Raw genomic sequence first — 15,612 nt, forward strand, 5'->3', positions numbered from 1 at the left:
GCTAACGCGACCGGCGACGATGCCGGGCCAGATCGATGCCGTGGCGCTCGATCTTGTCGTAGAAGGTCTTGCGCGGAATGCGCAGGACCTCCAGCGCCTTGCGGACGTCGCCTTCGCCGGCGGTGAGGGCTTCCTCGATCAGGTGGGCTTCGTAGGTGGCGACGCGCGCCGGCAGGGGCGGCGGCGGATCCGCCTGCGGATCGCCGCCCTGGTCCGCCAGGCCTAGCGCCACCCGCTGGGCGTAGTGGCTGAGTTCGCGGACATTGCCGGGCCAGTCGTGGTTGTAGAGACGCCAGCGGATCTTGTCGTCGATCTTGGGCGGCTCGCCCTCCAGCCGTTCGCGGGCTCGGGCCAGGAAGTGGGCGAACAGCAACGGCACGTCTTCGCGCCGCTCGCGCAGCGGCGGGATGCGGATGCGCACGACGTCCAGGCGGTGAAACAGGTCCTCGCGGAAGGCTCCGGCGGCGACGGCGTCCGACAGGTCCGACTTGGCGGCCGCGACGATGCGCAGGTCCAGGGTCTGGGCGCGGTTCGAGCCCATCGGCGTGATCTCGCGCTCTTCCAGCACCCGCAGGAACTTGCCCTGCGCCTCGGGGGCCAGGGTCTCGATCTCGTCGAGGAACAGGGTGCCGCGATCGGCCTGCTGGATGCGGCCGGCCCGCTGGCGCACCGCGCCGCTGAACGCGCCCAGCTCGTGGCCGAACAGCTCGCTGTCTAGAGCCACGGCGGGCAGGGCGGCGCAGTCGACGGCCACGAACTCTCGATCGCGGCGACGGCCCCAGGCGTGCAGGGCGCGGGCGGCCAACTCCTTGCCGACCCCGGTCTCGCCCTCCAGCAGTACGTCGACATCGGCGTTCGCCAGCTGTCGTAGCGTGGCGCGCAATCGCTCCATGACCGCCGTCTGGCCGATCAGCGGCCAGTCGCTCTGGGCCTCGACGGCGAGAGTGCGCAGGGTGCGATTCTCCAGCACCAGCCGACGCTTCTCCATCGCGCGGCGGACGCTGCTGACCAGGCGTTCGGGGGCGTAGGGCTTGGCTACGAAGTCGTAGACGCCGTCATGCATGGCTTCGACCGCCTCGGAGACGTCGGCGTGGCCTGTGATCAGGATGACCGGCAGATCCTCGTCCTGGGCCTTGAGGCGACGAAACAGTTGGCGGCCGTCCAGACCCGGCATGCGGATGTCGCTGACCACCACGCCCGGGAATCCGGCGGGCAAGGCGGCCAACGCAGCCTCGGCCGCGGCGAAGGCCAAGACCTGGAACCCGGCCAACTGCAGGGTCTGGACATTGGCGTCGCGCAGCACGTCGTCATCGTCGATGAAGGCCACTTGGTTGACGGGTGCAAACATCAGATACGCGCCTTGGGGAGGGACATGACGAAGCGGGCGCCGCCAGGAGCAGGCTCCAGAGAAAGCTCACCGCCGAACTCGGCGACGATGTCGCGGCTGATCACCAGGCCGAGACCGAGCCCGCGCGGCTTGGTGGTCGCGAAGGGCGTGAACAGGCTCTTGGCCGCCTCCGGGCCGACACCGGGGCCGTTGTCGGCGACCACGATCCGCACCTGCGCGCGCTTGACCACGACCTCGACGCGGATCTCCGGATCGGGCGTGTCCTCCAGCGCTTCCAGGGCGTTCTGCAGCAGATTGACCAGCACCTGCTCCAGCCGGAAGCGCTCGGCCATCACGCGGGCGGCCTCGTCGGCCTCGTCGCGGATCACCCGGACGTTCTGCTGACGCACGCGTGGGCCGACCAGCAGCAGGGCGCCATCGACGGCGTCGCGCACGGTCACCGGCGCGGCGGGCGCGCTGGACTTGCGGGCGAAGGCGCGCAGTTCGTCGGTGATCAGACCGATACGCTCGGTCAGGCCGGCGATGAGACCGAGATTGGCCCTGGCGGTCTTGTCGTCGGCGCGATCCAGGAAGGCGGCGGCGTTGTCCGCATAGGCGCGGATGGCAGCGACCGGTTGGTTGATTTCGTGCGCCACGCCGGCGGCGATCTGGCCCAGGGTGGCCAGCTTGTTCGATTGGACCAGTTCGTCCTGCATCCGGTGGGCGTGGGCCTCGGCGCGGCGGCGTTCCTCGATCTCGACGATCAGGCGCTGGTTGGTCTCTCTAAGCTCCGCGGTACGCTCGGCGACGCGAGCCTCCAGCTTCAACCGGGCTGCCTCCTGGCGGGCGGCGCGGAGGCTGGCCTGACCCCGCCAGCGCAGGATGGCGAAGGCGACGCCGCAAACGACCAGGCCGACCAGCAGGGCGATGGCTCGCGCTCCGGCGACGGCGGTCCGCAAGGTTTCGCCCACCGGCGTGAACGTGAAGACCGTCCAGCCGGCGGCCCCCAGGTCGGCGCTGGCGGCCATGAAGCGCGTATCACCGTCCGCCGCCGCCGTGGTCAGGACCGGCGGCCGGCCGGCCACGGGCGCGGGCGTGGCCTTCAGCACCGAGAACGGGGCGTCTCCGAAGCGGTGCTCGGTGCGCAGTTGTTCCTGCTCGGCGCGGGGCAGGCGCGTGAGGGTCGAGAACCGCCAGGCCGGGATGGAGGTCACCAGGATCACGCCGCGCGGGTCGGCGACGAAAGCGGGTTCGGCGGAAGACCACTCAGCCTCCAGCGCCTCGAATTCCACCTTCACGACCACGACGCCCAGCATACCCTCGCGCCCCTCGACGCGGCGGGACATGAACAGGCCTGGCCTGCGGCTGACCGTGCCCAGCGCGAACAGTTCGGCGACGCCGTTGGCGCTGGCTTCCTTGAAATAGGGGCGGAAGCTGTAGTCGGAGCCGACGAAGCTGGTCGGTTCACGCCAGTTGCTGGCGGCGATGGTCATGCCCTTGGCGTTCAGCACATAGATCACCGCCGCGCGCGTGCCGCCGCTCAGGGTTTCCAGCTTGCGGTTCAGGGCGTCGATGCCGCGCGGATTGGCTGAGCGCAAGGTCTCGGCGACATCCGGGTCCTGGGCCAGCACGAAGGGCAGCGAGCGGTGCTTGGCCAGTTCACTGCGAAGCACGGCCGCGTGCAGGGTGGCGGAGGTCTGGGCCTGACGCGCCAGGTCGGCCTCGGTGCGCCGTTCGGCGACCGCGCCCGCGAAGCCGACGACGGCCGCCAGGATGATCACGCTCACCGCGAAATAGGCCGCCCAGCGAAGGGCGATCGGGTCGGCGAGATTCGGCGACCGCAAGGTCGTCATCGACGGGTTTCCAGGGTTTGTGTGGATTCTCGCACAAATGCCGGATTTGGTGTGAGGATTTTCGCAGTCAGCGAAGCGGGCCGTCTCGCCTTCGAAGGTAAAATATCAAATAAAAACAATATCTTGTGTCTTTTCTTCATGCCGCTTGCGCGGACTTCCGCCTGAAAGGATCGTCTATCCAGGCGTCCTGGCAAAGGGGCGCGGGGTGGAAACGCGGCCAACAGGCCGGTCCGAGAGGCGACAGTGAAGACGATCCAACCGGCCGCGCCCGCGCGAACTCCCGAGCGATCCAAGCCGTTCTTCCAGCACCTCTATTTCCAGGTGCTGCTCGCCATCGTCCTGGGCGGCGCCATCGGCCACTACTATCCGGAGATGGGCCAATCGCTGAAGCCGCTGGGCGACGCCTTCATCAAGCTGGTGAAGATGGTCATCGCCCCGGTGATCTTCCTGACTGTCGTGACCGGCATCGCCGGCATGCGCGACCTGGAGAAGGTCGGCCGCGTGGCCGTCAAGGCGCTGGTCTATTTCCTGGTCTTCTCGACCCTGGCCCTGATCGTCGGCCTGATCGTCGCCAATGTCGTCCAGCCGGGCGCGGGCATGAACATCGATCCGGCCACCCTGAAGACCGACAAGGTCGCCGAATACGCCGCCAAGGCGCATGACCAGACCGTTGTCGGCTTCCTGATGCACATCATCCCGGACACCGTGGTCGGCGCCTTCGCCGAGGGCGAGATCCTGCAGGTGCTGCTGATCTCGATCCTGTTCGGCCTGTCGCTGACCCTGGTCGGCGAGCCGGCCCGGCCCGTGGTCGACTTCCTGGAACTGGTCGCCCAGGCCTTCTTCAAGTTCGTGCATATCGTCATGAAGGCCGCCCCGATCGGCGCCTTCGGGGCCTTCGCCTTCACGATCGGCAAGTACGGCATCGCCTCGGTGGCGAACCTGGCCATGCTGGTCGGCACCTTCTACCTGACCTCGGCGCTGTTCGTGATCGTGGTGCTGGGCGCGGTGGGTATCGCCAACGGCTTCTCGATCTTCAGCCTGATCCGCTACCTGAAGGCCGAACTGCTGCTGGTGCTGGGAACCAGTTCGTCGGAAGCCGCGCTGCCCAGCCTGATCGAGAAGCTGGAAAAGGCCGGTTGTCCGAAGTCGGTCGTCGGTCTCGTCGTCCCGCTGGGCTATTCGTTCAATCTGGACGGCACCAACATCTACATGACCCTGGCGGCGCTGTTCATCGCCCAGGCCACCGGCGTCCACCTGTCGTGGGAGCAGCAGGCGCTGCTGCTGGGCGTGGCCATGCTGAGCTCGAAGGGCGCCGCGGGCGTGACGGGGGCCGGCTTCATCACCCTGGCCGCCACCCTGTCGGTCGTGCCCTCGGTTCCCGTGGCCGGCATGGCCCTGATCCTGGGCGTCGACCGCTTCATGTCGGAGTGCCGGGCCCTGACCAACTTCACCGGCAACGCGGTGGCGGCGATCGTCGTCTCGCGCTGGGAGCGCGGCCTGGACGTCGCGGCTTTCAAGTCGGCCCTGAACCCGAAGAAACACCCGCCGGCCGCCGGCGGTCCCATCCCGGACCCCGTGCGCCCTTAGGGCGCCGGATCGAACTCCAGAGCCTAGTCAGAACAAGAAAATTGGGGAGCTAAACGTGACGCACCAAACCCTCCGCGGCTATCGCCGCCGCCTCGTCCAAGGCGCGGCCCTGGCCAGCCTGCTGATCGCCACCGGCGCCGCCGCCCAGGAAGCCGCCGACACCAAGGTCGAAGAAATCGTCGTGGTCGGCAGCCAGATCAAGGGCGCCAAGACCACGGCCGCCCTGCCGGTGACCGTGCTGGACAACAATCAGATCGCCGCCACCGGCGCGGTCTCGGGCGACGACCTGTTCCGCTCGATCCCGGCGATGGGCGACGTCTTCATCAATCCGAGCAACGCGGCCCAGACCAGCAACTCGACGCGCGGCGACGTCAATTCGATCAACCTGCGCAGCCTGGGCGTCGGCAACACCCTGGTGCTGCTGAATGGCCGCCGTCTGGTCTCGCACCCGACCAGCCAGTCGTCGGGCACCGTGCCGCTGCTGGGTTACAACGCCAACGCCATCCCGACCTCGAACCTCGAGCGCCTGGAGGTGCTGCGCGACGGCGCCGCGGCCATCTACGGCGCGGACGCCGTGGCTGGCGTCGTCAACACGGTGCTGCAAAGCGACTTCGACGGCCTGACCGTCGACGCCCAGTACGGCTGGGCCGAGGGCACGCACCGCAAGGAATACACCAGCAACATCTTCGCCGGCCGCAACTTCGCCGAAGGCCGGGGCAACATCTCGCTGAATGGCAACTTCACCTGGCGCACGGCCCAGCGTCCCAGCGACCGGCCCTATACCGCGACCCAGGACTTGCGCTCGTTGTTCGCCGGTTATCCGGACTATGCCGCCAGCGCCGCGCCGGACAATCGCGGCAACCAGAACTCGTTCGCCAACTTCACGGTGTTCGGCGGCCCCGGCGTCATTCGCCAAGGCGCGACGGCCCTGACCACGGCGGCGGGCGCGACCCACGTCCAGCCCAACACCATCGCCGGCTGCGCCACCCAGCTCGGCAACGGCCTGTGCCTGGGCACGGGCAACCTGGCGACCGGAAGCACCGCAAACGCCTATCGCTACAACGCGGTGCAGAACGACGCGACGACGGTCCAGCCGGAGATCGAGCGCCAGAACCTCTTCCTGAACGGCCACTACGACATCAGCGACACCCTGACGGCCTATGGCGAGCTCGGCTTCTACCACGCCACGTCCGAGGGCCTGACGACCCAGGGCACCAGCCTGGTGACCATCGGCGTGCCGGCCAGCAACTACTGGAACCCGTTCGGCCCGGTGACCTTCGCCAACGGTACGGTCAATCCGAACCGGCTGCCGGGCCTGACCAATGTGCCGGCCACGGGCCTGCCAGTGACCTTCACCAACTACCGCTTCAACGACCTGGGCCCGAGCAAGGTCGAGGTCGAGAACTACCAGACCCGCTTCCTGGGCGGGCTGAAGGGCGAGCGGTGGGGCTGGTCCTGGGACTCGGCGCTGCTCTATTCGAAGGCCGATGCCAAGGACGAGAGCGACGGCATCGACAGCAAGAAGCTGGCCGCCCAGCTGGCTCTATCCACGCCCGATGCCTACAACCCGTTCAACGGCGGCTGCCTGGACGGCACGGGTGGTCGTGACTGCACGCCCAGCTCCAAGGCCGCGCTGGACGCCATCCGCTTCCGCCTCAAGCGCCATTCGACCACCACCCTGACCCTGGCCGACTTCAAGGTCTCCAAGCCGGACCTGCTGACCATCTGGTCGGGCGATGTCGGCGTCGCCGCCGGCGTCGAGTTCCGTCACGAGACGCAAGCGGATCGCCGCGATCCGCAGCTGGACGGCCGTACGCCCTTCACCGACCCGGTCACCGGCGCGACCAGCAACAGCAACGTCACCGGCGTCAATGATACGCCCAGCACCAAGGGCTCGCGCGATGTCGGCTCGGCCTTCGTCGAGTTCGCTCTGCCGCTGGTCTCGCCGGAGATGAATATCCCGCTGGTCCGCCGCATCGATCTCCAGGTGGCCGGCCGCTACGAGAACTACAGCGACTTCGGGTCGGTCGCGAAGCCGAAGGTGGCCTTCGCCTGGGACGTGGTCGACGGCGTCCGCTTCCGCGGCTCCTGGCAGAAGGGCTTCCGCGCCCCGAACCTGGAGACGACCAATCCGTTCGCCTATTCGCGGACCAACACCGTCACCGACTATTACCGCTGCGAGGCCGACCTGCGCGCCGGCCGCATCTCGACCTTCAGCGCCTGCACGCGCGGAGTAGGCATCCGCTTCACCACGGCCGGCAACCCGAACCTGAAGGCCGAGGAGAGCGAGAGCTATTCGGTGGGCGTCGTGCTGCAGCCGACCTTCATTCCGGAGCGGTTCGGCCGCTTCACGGTCACTGTCGATCGCTGGCAGATCAAGCAGCAGGGCATCGTCGGCACGCTGGGCTCGACCAACGCCGCTGTGCAGGACTATCTGTTCCGCCTGACGGGCACGACCAACGCCAGCGTCATCCGCGCCGCCCCGACGGTGGACGACATCGCCTTTTTCAACGGCACGGGCCTGACCCCGGTCGGCCAGATCCTTGAGATCCGCGACCAGTTCAAGAACCTGCAGCCCCAGACCGTCAGCGGCATCGACTTCGGCCTGAACTGGACGCTGCGCACCGACAAGCTGGGTCGCTTCAGCGCCAATGTCGACGGCACGTACATGGACAAGTTCTCGCAGGAACTGGCCCCGCCGATCGCCGACCTGTTCGCCGCCCGCGCCGCCGGCACGATCAACCCGGCCACGCCGCTGACCGATCCGGGCGACCTGCTGAAGCGCAACGGCAAGCCGAAGTGGAAGTGGAGCGGCACGGGCACCTGGCGCGGCGGCCCGGTTCAGATCGGCGCCTCGGTGATCTACACCGGCGCGGTGCTGGACACCGACCTGCTGTCGACCAAGGGCGAGCCCTGGCGCGTGGAGCCGCTGACCACGGTCAACCTCTATGCCCAGTATCGCTTCGCGCGGAAGGGCTGGGCCAACGACACCCGCATCCGGGTCGGCGCGCGCAACTTGTTCGACAAGGATCCGCCGCTTTCGTCGTCGGGCTTCATCGGCTCGCTCTACAACCCCTATGCCCGCTACTGGTACATGAGCGTCAGCAAGTCGTTCTGAGGCTGAGCCCCCGGCCGCTCCAACATCCTCCCATGGAGCGGCCGGCTTCCCTTCGTATTTGCGTCACGAGGTTTTCGCCGGTGATGAAGCTGTCCCCCAAGCTCTCGGGCGCCGCTCTGGCTTTCGGCCTGGCGATGTCCGCCTCGGCCGCCCATGCCGAAGCGCCCGCCGCAAAGACCTGTCCCGATGGTCTGCCGGCCGAGACCAAATGTATGGCCGGCCAGGACATGAATGGCGCCTACTATTGGATCGCTATTCCAAAGGCTTGGAACGGAACGCTCGTCCTGCATACCCATGGCGGGCCGCGCCTGAAGAAGCCCAAGCCCGACGACGCGATCGAGGATCTGCAGCGCTTCGCCGTCACCGTCGCCGAGGGCTACGCCTGGGCCGGCTCCAATTATCGCCGTGAAGGCTACGGCGTCCGCTCGGCCGCCGAGGACAGCGACAACCTGCGCAAGCTGTTCTGGGAGACCTACGGTCGACCCAGGCGCACGGTGCTGCACGGCCAGTCCTGGGGCGGCAATGTCGCGGCCAAGACCGCCGAGCTCTACGGCAAGGACGCCGATGGCAAGCTGATCTATGACGGCGTCATCCTCACCAGCGGCGTGGTCTCGGGCGGCACGCGCGCCTACGACTTCCGCGCCGACCTGCGGGCCGTCTACCAGTACTATTGCGGTAACCACCCGGAGAAGGGCGAGACCCAATATCCGTTGTGGCAAGGCCAGCCCGTCGGTTCGAAGCTGACCAACAGGGAGCTCGACGAGCGCGTCAACGCCTGCACCGGCGTCGACCTGCCAGCCCGCCAGCGCACCGCCCGGCAGCAGCGCAACCTGACCAACATCCTGGCCGTCACGAAGATCCCCGAGCGCACCCTGGGCAGTCACCTGGGCTGGGCGACCTTCACCTTCGCCGACATGGTCAACAAGCGGCTGGACGGCAAGAACCCCTTCACCAATATCGGCGTGGTCTACAGGGGCTCGGACGACGACAAGGCGCTGAACAAAGGGGTGATCCGCTTCGCGGCCGATCCCGAAGGCGTGCGCAAGCTGGCCGACGACAGCGACCTGACCGGCAAGCTACTGGTTCCGACCCTGACGATGCACGCCATCGACGATCCGACCGCTTTCGTCGAACTGGAACAGGTGTTCCATGACGCCGTCGCCAAGGCTGGCAAGAGCGACCTGCTGGTCCAGTCGTTCACCGACGAGCACGAGCACTCCAAGCTCGCCACGCCCGAATACGCCGCCCTGCTGCGCGCCATGACCGCCTGGATCGAGCGGGGGACCAAGCCCACCCCCGCGACCCTGGCCGCCGGGTGCGCCGAGGCCGTGAAGACCTATGGCGAGGCCTGCCACTTCCAGGTCGACTACAAGGTTCCGGCGCTGTCGACCCGCAGTTATCCGCGCGCCAAGCCGGGTCTGAAGTAGGCGCACGGCCGCCGGCAGCCTTGCCGTGAATCCGTGGGCCGGCGGTCAATCGCAATTCTTGTTGTACGATCGCCGCAATCAGATTGCCTACACCGCCTTCGGACGGCGGTTGTTGGGCTAGGCGAGGGGACCCCGGTGATCGAACTCTATCACTGCCATGACGCGCGATCGTTCCGAGCCCTTTGGGCGCTCGAGGAGATGGGGCTGGCCTATCGCCTGCACCTGTTGCCGTTCCCGCCGCGCTTCCTGGCGCCTGAGTACCTGGCGCTGAACCCGCTGGGCACCATTCCGCTGCTGGTCGACGGCGAGACGCGGATGACGGAGTCGGCCGCGATTCCGCAGTACCTGGCCACGCGCCATGGTCCTACGCCGCTGGCGGTCGCGGTCGATGAGCCCGACTACGGCCTGTGGCTGGACTGGATGCATCGCAGCGAGGCGACGCTGACGTTCCCGCAGACGATCGTGCTGCGCTACACGCGGCTGGAGCCTGAGGAGCGTCGGGTGAAGCAGGCCGCCGACGACTACGCCCAGTGGTTCCTGTCGCGCCTGCGCCATCTGACCCGCGCCCTGGCCGACCGCGAATGGCTGTGCGCCGGACGGTTCACGACGGCCGATCTCTGCGTCGGCTACGCCCTGCTGCTGGCCCGCACCCTGGGGCTGGATCACAAGTTCAGCCCGGAAGTCGCGGCCTATTGGGAGCGACTCTCCGCGCGGCCGGCGTTTCTGGCCGCCAAGGCGGCGCAGGACGCCAAGGCGGCTTGAGGCGTCAGCCCAGCGCCTTCGAAAGGCGCAGCCACAGCTGCTGGTCGAAGTCCTTGTCGGCCACGGCCTGGCCCAGGCGGACAACGATCAGCTTGCGGCTGGGCGTGACGTACAGACGGCGGTCCAGCGCTCCGAGAGCGGCGATCGTATCGGCGGGAGCGGCGGGAATGAGCGGACCGGGCGTGGCGCGGCCCATCGCGCGGAGGGTTTCCGAGCCGCCGTTCAGCCACCACAGCCGGCCATAGGCGGGGTTGGTCGCTGAGCGGACGAACATGGCCTTGAGGCTCGCTTCGGAGACGATCCGCTTGCCGTCGGCCGCCTTGCCGCCGTCCAGCACGATCTGGCCGAACCGGGCGACGTCGCGTGGGCAGGTGACCAGGCCCGTGGCGTTGCCGACGCTGGCGAAGGCGGCCGGGCGCTGGCGCCAAGCGGTGTTGCTCATGCCGGCCGGCGCTGTCAGCCAGTCGTGGGTGAGAGTCTCCAGCGGCAGCTTGGCGGCGGCGGTCACGACGCGTTTTGTGACCGCATAGACCGGGGTATTGTAGAAAAATTGCGTTCCCGCCGGGGCGACGAAGGCGAGCTTCTCGTCCAGGCCCGAGGCCATCGTCAGCAGGTGGATCACGCGGATCGCGGCTTCCTGCTCAGGCGAAGCCTTTGACCAGCCCGCGCCGATATAGTGATCGACCGGCTTGTCGACATCGATCAGGCCCTTGTCGATGGCGATGGCGACCAGCATCGAGACGAAGCTCTTCTGTTGCGAGGCGACATCCTCCAGCAGGGCGCCGTCCATGGTCTTTCCGTAGGTGAAGCTGGCCTGGAACTGGCCTGCATCGGCCGGCAGAGGCCAGTTCCTTTCGACCAGGGTCTTGCCGTCCTGGACCACCAGGAAGCCGGTGGTGTTCTGGCCGCTGACATAGTCGAGCACCGGCTGCAGGGCCTTGGATGTCGCGGCGCCAAGGGCGGGCGAGGCCGCGAGGAGCCCGACGCTGGCCAGAATGGTCCGGCGTGAAATCGCGAACGGCATGAGCCGGCTCCCTTAAGTTTATCAGCCCTTGTCGCAATGTGATCGAGGCCGCTACGCCTCGGCCATCGGACTCTATGGCGGCCACCGTTACTATCATACCGTCGGCGACCAAGCCGGTCGCCACAGTCTTCCGAACGCGATCGACGCCACCTTCTGAGCGCGACATCCTATGCCCGTGTTCAGGTCCACGGCGCGGGAGCGCAAGGAAGGAAACCATGGCCGGCGCATGCTCGCCTTCGGGCGCGTCGATCATCAAGACCGCATTTAGGACCGCGCTTACACCCGGGCGAACGCCTAAGTAGAGGTTCTTCGACTTGACCCGCGCGCCCGGGCCGCTAGAGCCGGGGTCAAGCGTCACCGGAGGCCGGCATGATCAATTTTCCCGACGACATCTTCACCGAGCCTTCGGACGTGGATCCGGATGCGCTGGCCAATCTGGGTCCGCTGCGTCGGCTGGCAGGCGTGTGGGAGGGGCTGAAGGGCGTCGATCTGAACCCGAAGGCCGATGGCCCCGAACGGCGCGACTTCCTCGAGCGCATCGAAATGCAGCCCATAGACCCTCAGGCCAACGGCCCGCAGCTTTTCTATGGCCTGCGCTACCATGTCCACATCGTCGCCTCGGACGAGGAAGCCACCTTCCACGACCAGGTCGGTTACTGGCTGTACGAGCCAGCGACGGGCCTGATCCTGCAGACCCTGGCCATTCCGCGCGGCCAGGTGGCCCTGGCCGCCGGGCGTGCGGCCGAGGATGGTTCTGGCCTGGTGGTCCGCGCCGAGCGGGGCGGCCCCGGCTACGGCATCTGTTCGACCGACTTCCTGGAGTGGGCGTTCCGGACGGACTCCTACGAGCTGGACATCCGCTTCGACGCCGATGGCGGGTGGTCCTACACCTCCACCACCATGCTGCAGGTCCGCGGCCGCACGGCGCCGTTCCGCCATGTCGACCGCAACGCCCTGACCAAGGTCGCCGAGCCGCGGCCCAACCCCCTGATGCGCATCACCACCGGCGAAGCGACGCGAAGCCAGGCCCACGGCTTCATCGCGATCGGTGAGCCGGTCAAAGGCTAGTGTCCCGATTCCGAAGTTCGCAAGCGCTTGTGGCAAGCTCCGACGAACTTCGGAATCGGGCGACCTGCGGGGCCAGGCGGTGGCGATGGATTTCCCAGAAGGGACGGGCGTGGCGCAGGAAGGCTTGCTTCTGCTCGGCAGACCAGCTGCGCCACAGGGGCTGGGTCGAGGCGCGGGTGGCGTCGATGGCCGTGCGCCAGCCATGCTCGGCGGCCGTCGCCTTCAGCCAGGAGAAGGCCGCCAACGGCGACAGGTGTCCCGGAGCTGTGGCGTCGGATTGTACCGGTGTGCGCAAGGCTGCCTATCGTGTGGCGGGTATTCGATCATCTGGCGGCGTGGACCACCTTCTCTCCATCGACGGCGAGGTCGCCGCCACCTGGAGAAGATCCATGAACACGCACAAGAAAGTCGTCATCATCACCGGCGCCTCGCAAGGCATCGGCGCCGCCCTGGTCAAGGCCTATCGCGACGCCGACTACCGCGTCGTCGCCAATTCGCGCTCGATCAGGCCGAGCGCCGATCCGGACATCCTGAACATCGCTGGCGACGTTTCCGACCCGGCCGCGGCCGAGCGGATCGTGGCCGAAACGATCCGGACGTTCGGCCGCGTCGACACCCTGATCAACAACGCGGGCGTCTTCACCGCCAAGCCCTTCACCGCGTTCTCGATCGAGGACTGGACGGCCAACATCAACACCAACCTGGCCGGCTTCTTCTTCATCACCCAGCAGGCTATCCGGCATATGGAGGCGCAGGGCTCTGGCCACGTGGTGCAGATCACCACCAGCCTGGTTGATCAGCCGATCAACGGCGTGCCCGCCGTGCTGGCCTCGATCACCAAGGGCGGGCTGAAGGCGGCGACCAAGGGTCTGGCGATCGAGTATGCCGGTCGCGGGATCCGCGTGAACGCCGTGGCGCCGGGCGTGATCAAGACGCCGATGCATGGCCCCGAGACCCATGACTTCCTGGCCGCCCTGCATCCGGTCGGCCGGATGGGCGAGATCCAGGACGTCGTCGACGCCATCCTCTACCTCGAAAAGGCCCCGTTCGTGACTGGCTCGACCCTCTATGTCGACGGCGGTCAGGCCGCTGGTCACTGGTAAGGGGTCAGCCATGCCGCCTCATGCCGCGCGTGGTGCGATAGAGTAGTTGGCCGCCGACATGTTGTTCCAGGAATGCGATCGCGCGACTGACGGCGGCGGGAGAACGACCCAGGACGCGGCTGGCGCCGGCGAGGCTGCCCTCGTCCAGCGCCACCACGAAGACCTTCATGGCGTCGAGGCGATCCACGCGCGTCCCCTGGCGAAGTATCAGTGTCCTCTATGCGCCGCTTCGAGCTCGGCCGCCAAGGTGGCGACCAGTTCGGCGGCGGGCAGGGCGCGGGCCAGCGGGGCGCCTTGGCCGGCCCACTGGGCGCCGAAGCCCCCTTCGCCCTTGGCCCGGGCCGCCGCCGCCAGGGCTTTTCCGGCGTCGTAGGCGATCGGATAGTCGGGCGGTGCGACGCCGCCCAACGAGTCTTTCAGGGCCGTGAAGCGGTTGGGCAGCGAGCGCGCCAGCCGGCCGGAGATGAGCGGGGTCATTTCGGTCGCCGCCGCGCCGGGGCCCAGCAGGGCCGCGCGATGATCGGCGTCGGCGCTCGACTCCGGCGAGGCGATGAAGGCCGTGCCCATCTGGGCGGCCACGGCCCCGAGGTCGAGCGCGGCGGCTATGCTGGCCCCATCCATGACGCCGCCAGCCGCGATCACCGGGATCGAGAGCTCGCGGACCAGCAGACGCGTCAGGGCCATCGCGCCGAGCCGTGGGTCGGGCGCGGTCGGATCGAACACGCCGCGATGGCCGCCGGCCTCCCAGCCCTGGGCGACGACCGCGTCGACGCCGGCGCGCTCGACGGCGCGGCCTTCGTCGGGATTGGTGGCCGAGGCCAGCAGTATGATCCCCTCGGCCTTCAGCCGCTGGATGACGGGCTCGGGCGGCAGGCCGAAGTGGAAGCTGACCACGACAGGACGCGCCGCCAGAAGCGTCTCCAGCATCGCGTCGTCGACATTGAAGCTGGTGTAGATCTCGCTCAGCATCGCCGGCGGCTCGGCGTCATAGGCCGCGAACACCGGGCGCAGGGCCTCTGTCCAGCCGCGCTCGCGGACCGGATCGGCCTTGGCCGGCTGGTGGGTGAAGACGTTGACGTTGAACGGGCCGTCGGTCAGCGCCTTCAGCGCGGCGATCATTTCGCCGGCTTTGGGGGCGTCGACCGCGCCGACGCTGATCGATCCCAATGCGCCCGCGTTTGTCACCGCCGCGGCCAGGGCGGGAGTGGATGTGCCCGCCATGGGCGCCTGGACGATCGGAAGTCGCATGCCGATCCGCCGCAGGATGCTAGTCATGGGTATTGTCCTGTTAGCTGAGCACGGCAGTCATAGCGCTGATCGCGTCCCGACCGAACGCCCGCCCATCGGAAGACCCGCTTGCGTCAGGCGCAATAGTCGCCCCGTCCATTCGCTGGCGGATCGCCGCCCTGGCGACCGTGCTGTTGGGCCGTTAGTCGGCCAGGCCTTCGAAAGCCGCGCGCAGGCGCGGGACGACGAAGTCGGCGAAGGCGCGAACCTTGGGGATCGCCTGGCGGCCGTGCGGCGTGACCAGGTTGACGGGCAGGGGCGGCGGCTCGTCCTTCTCCAGCACCCGCCGCAAGGCTCCCGCCTTCAATTCGGCCGCGACATGGTGCGAGGAGAGCCGCGTGACGCCGCGTCCCTCGACGGCCGAGGCTATGGCGGCCCGGGCGCTGTTGACCACCAGACGCGGCTGGATCGCGACCGTGCGCGGCAGGGGCGCGCCCGGAAAGCTCCAGGAGTCGACGCCGAAGCGAGCCATGGCGATGATCCAGTGGTCGGCCAGATCCGCCGGCTCGATGATGGGCGGGCCGCTGTCCAGATAGGCGGGCGCGGCGACCACCACGCGGCTGATTTCGCCGACCTTTTCCGCCGTCAGCGTCGAGTCCTGCACCGCCGCGAAGCGCAGGGCGACGTCGTGGCCTTCCTCGATCAGGTTCACCGGGCGGTCGAACAGGTTGAGGCGGACGCCGATCTCGGGATAGGCGTCCATGAAGGCCTCGATGATTGGCCGCAAGATCACCTCGCCGCCGAACACCGGCGCGGTGACCGACAGCACGCCGCGCGGGGCGGACTTCTCGTCGGCGACGAGCATGTCGGCTTCCTCCAGGTCGACCAGGGCCCGACGGCAGGCGGCGGCGTAGCGCTCGCCGGCCTCGGACAGCCTGATGACCCGGGTCGTGCGGTGCAGCAGCGGCGCGCCGACGTGGTTCTCCAGCAAGACGATGGCGCGGCTGACCGCGGCCGGCGAGCGGCCGAGCTTGCGGGCCGCGCCGACGAGGCTGCCCTCGTCCAGCGCCGTCACGAACACCTTCATGGCGTCTATGCGGTCCATGAACCTTCCAT

12 protein-coding genes are annotated in these 15,612 nt (G+C 68.1%); 6 read left to right on the forward strand and 6 right to left on the reverse strand.

Translation table 11 applies throughout. The features are described from left to right. Position 1 precedes the first annotated feature (1 nt). Complete coding sequence (locus tag AC07R7_RS14320) at positions 2-1,348, reverse strand: sigma-54-dependent transcriptional regulator (RefSeq protein WP_494635614.1); 1,347 nt, start codon at positions 1,346-1,348, stop codon at positions 2-4. Further along, positions 1,348-3,180: a sensor histidine kinase gene (locus tag AC07R7_RS14325; protein ID WP_494635615.1), complete on the reverse strand. Its 1,833-nt coding sequence runs from the start codon at positions 3,178-3,180 to the stop codon at positions 1,348-1,350. Before AC07R7_RS14325 ends, AC07R7_RS14320 begins: the two co-directional genes overlap by 1 nt. A 252-nt stretch (positions 3,181-3,432) precedes the next feature. Between AC07R7_RS14325 and AC07R7_RS14330 the strand changes: the two genes are divergently transcribed. The 4 genes from AC07R7_RS14330 to AC07R7_RS14345 all read left to right on the forward strand — a co-directional run bounded on the left by AC07R7_RS14330 (position 3,433) and on the right by AC07R7_RS14345 (position 10,074). After that, positions 3,433-4,767, forward strand: coding sequence for a dicarboxylate/amino acid:cation symporter (locus tag AC07R7_RS14330; protein WP_492839388.1), 1,335 nt, complete (start codon positions 3,433-3,435; stop codon positions 4,765-4,767). Positions 4,768-4,822: 55 nt separating this feature from the next. Beyond that, on the forward strand, positions 4,823-7,885 hold the full coding sequence (locus AC07R7_RS14335) for a TonB-dependent receptor domain-containing protein (protein ID WP_494635616.1): 3,063 nt from the start codon (positions 4,823-4,825) through the stop codon (positions 7,883-7,885). Between the two features lie 83 nt (positions 7,886-7,968). After that, positions 7,969-9,312 carry a hypothetical protein gene (locus AC07R7_RS14340; protein ID WP_494635617.1) on the forward strand — a complete coding sequence of 448 codons (1,344 nt, stop codon included), beginning with the start codon at positions 7,969-7,971 and terminating at the stop codon, positions 9,310-9,312. Positions 9,313-9,447: 135 nt separating this feature from the next. Beyond that, on the forward strand, positions 9,448-10,074 hold the full coding sequence (locus AC07R7_RS14345; RefSeq protein ID WP_494635618.1) for a glutathione S-transferase family protein: 627 nt from the start codon (positions 9,448-9,450) through the stop codon (positions 10,072-10,074). A gap of 4 nt (positions 10,075-10,078) precedes the next feature. On the opposite strand, the gene AC07R7_RS14350 is transcribed toward AC07R7_RS14345, so the two are convergent. Then, on the reverse strand, positions 10,079-11,098 hold the full coding sequence (locus tag AC07R7_RS14350; RefSeq protein ID WP_494635619.1) for a serine hydrolase domain-containing protein: 1,020 nt from the start codon (positions 11,096-11,098) through the stop codon (positions 10,079-10,081). Positions 11,099-11,467: 369 nt separating this feature from the next. On the opposite strand from AC07R7_RS14350, the gene AC07R7_RS14355 reads away from it, so the two are divergent. Continuing rightward, entirely contained in the window at positions 11,468-12,166 is a 699-nt protein-coding gene (locus tag AC07R7_RS14355) for an FABP family protein (RefSeq protein ID WP_494635620.1), read from the forward strand. A gap of 389 nt (positions 12,167-12,555) precedes the next feature. Then, a complete protein-coding gene (locus AC07R7_RS14360) occupies positions 12,556-13,269 on the forward strand; it encodes an SDR family NAD(P)-dependent oxidoreductase (RefSeq protein ID WP_494635621.1) in 714 nt (237 codons plus the stop codon). A 4-nt stretch (positions 13,270-13,273) separates the two neighbouring features. On the opposite strand, the gene AC07R7_RS14365 is transcribed toward AC07R7_RS14360, so the two are convergent. The 3 genes from AC07R7_RS14365 to AC07R7_RS14375 form a co-directional block, all read right to left on the reverse strand. After that, positions 13,274-13,456, reverse strand: coding sequence for a helix-turn-helix domain-containing protein (locus AC07R7_RS14365; RefSeq protein WP_494635622.1), 183 nt, complete (start codon positions 13,454-13,456; stop codon positions 13,274-13,276). 20 nt (positions 13,457-13,476) lie between these two features. Next, positions 13,477-14,544 carry an NAD(P)H-dependent flavin oxidoreductase gene (locus AC07R7_RS14370; RefSeq protein ID WP_492885439.1) on the reverse strand — a complete coding sequence of 356 codons (1,068 nt, stop codon included), beginning with the start codon at positions 14,542-14,544 and terminating at the stop codon, positions 13,477-13,479. Positions 14,545-14,698: 154 nt separating this feature from the next. Further along, on the reverse strand, positions 14,699-15,601 hold the full coding sequence (locus AC07R7_RS14375; protein ID WP_494635623.1) for a LysR family transcriptional regulator: 903 nt from the start codon (positions 15,599-15,601) through the stop codon (positions 14,699-14,701). Positions 15,602-15,612: the final 11 nt, after the last annotated feature.

It is taken from the genome of Caulobacter sp. GW821-FHT05F04, from assembly GCF_059419665.1.

Bases quoted from the DNA above. Each gene is read 5' to 3' on its own strand.
- AC07R7_RS14360 (WP_494635621.1), top strand. From the start codon at position 12,556: ATGAACACGCACAAGAAAGTCGTCATCATCACCGGCGCCTCGCAAGGC.
- AC07R7_RS14375 (WP_494635623.1), bottom strand. From the start codon at position 15,601: ATGGACCGCATAGACGCCATGAAGGTGTTCGTGACGGCGCTGGACGAG.
- AC07R7_RS14320 (WP_494635614.1), bottom strand. From the start codon at position 1,348: ATGTTTGCACCCGTCAACCAAGTGGCCTTCATCGACGATGACGACGTG.
- AC07R7_RS14370 (WP_492885439.1), bottom strand. From the start codon at position 14,544: ATGACTAGCATCCTGCGGCGGATCGGCATGCGACTTCCGATCGTCCAG.
- AC07R7_RS14340 (WP_494635617.1), top strand. From the start codon at position 7,969: ATGAAGCTGTCCCCCAAGCTCTCGGGCGCCGCTCTGGCTTTCGGCCTG.
- AC07R7_RS14325 (WP_494635615.1), bottom strand. From the start codon at position 3,180: ATGACGACCTTGCGGTCGCCGAATCTCGCCGACCCGATCGCCCTTCGC.
- AC07R7_RS14355 (WP_494635620.1), top strand. From the start codon at position 11,468: ATGATCAATTTTCCCGACGACATCTTCACCGAGCCTTCGGACGTGGAT.
- AC07R7_RS14350 (WP_494635619.1), bottom strand. From the start codon at position 11,098: ATGCCGTTCGCGATTTCACGCCGGACCATTCTGGCCAGCGTCGGGCTC.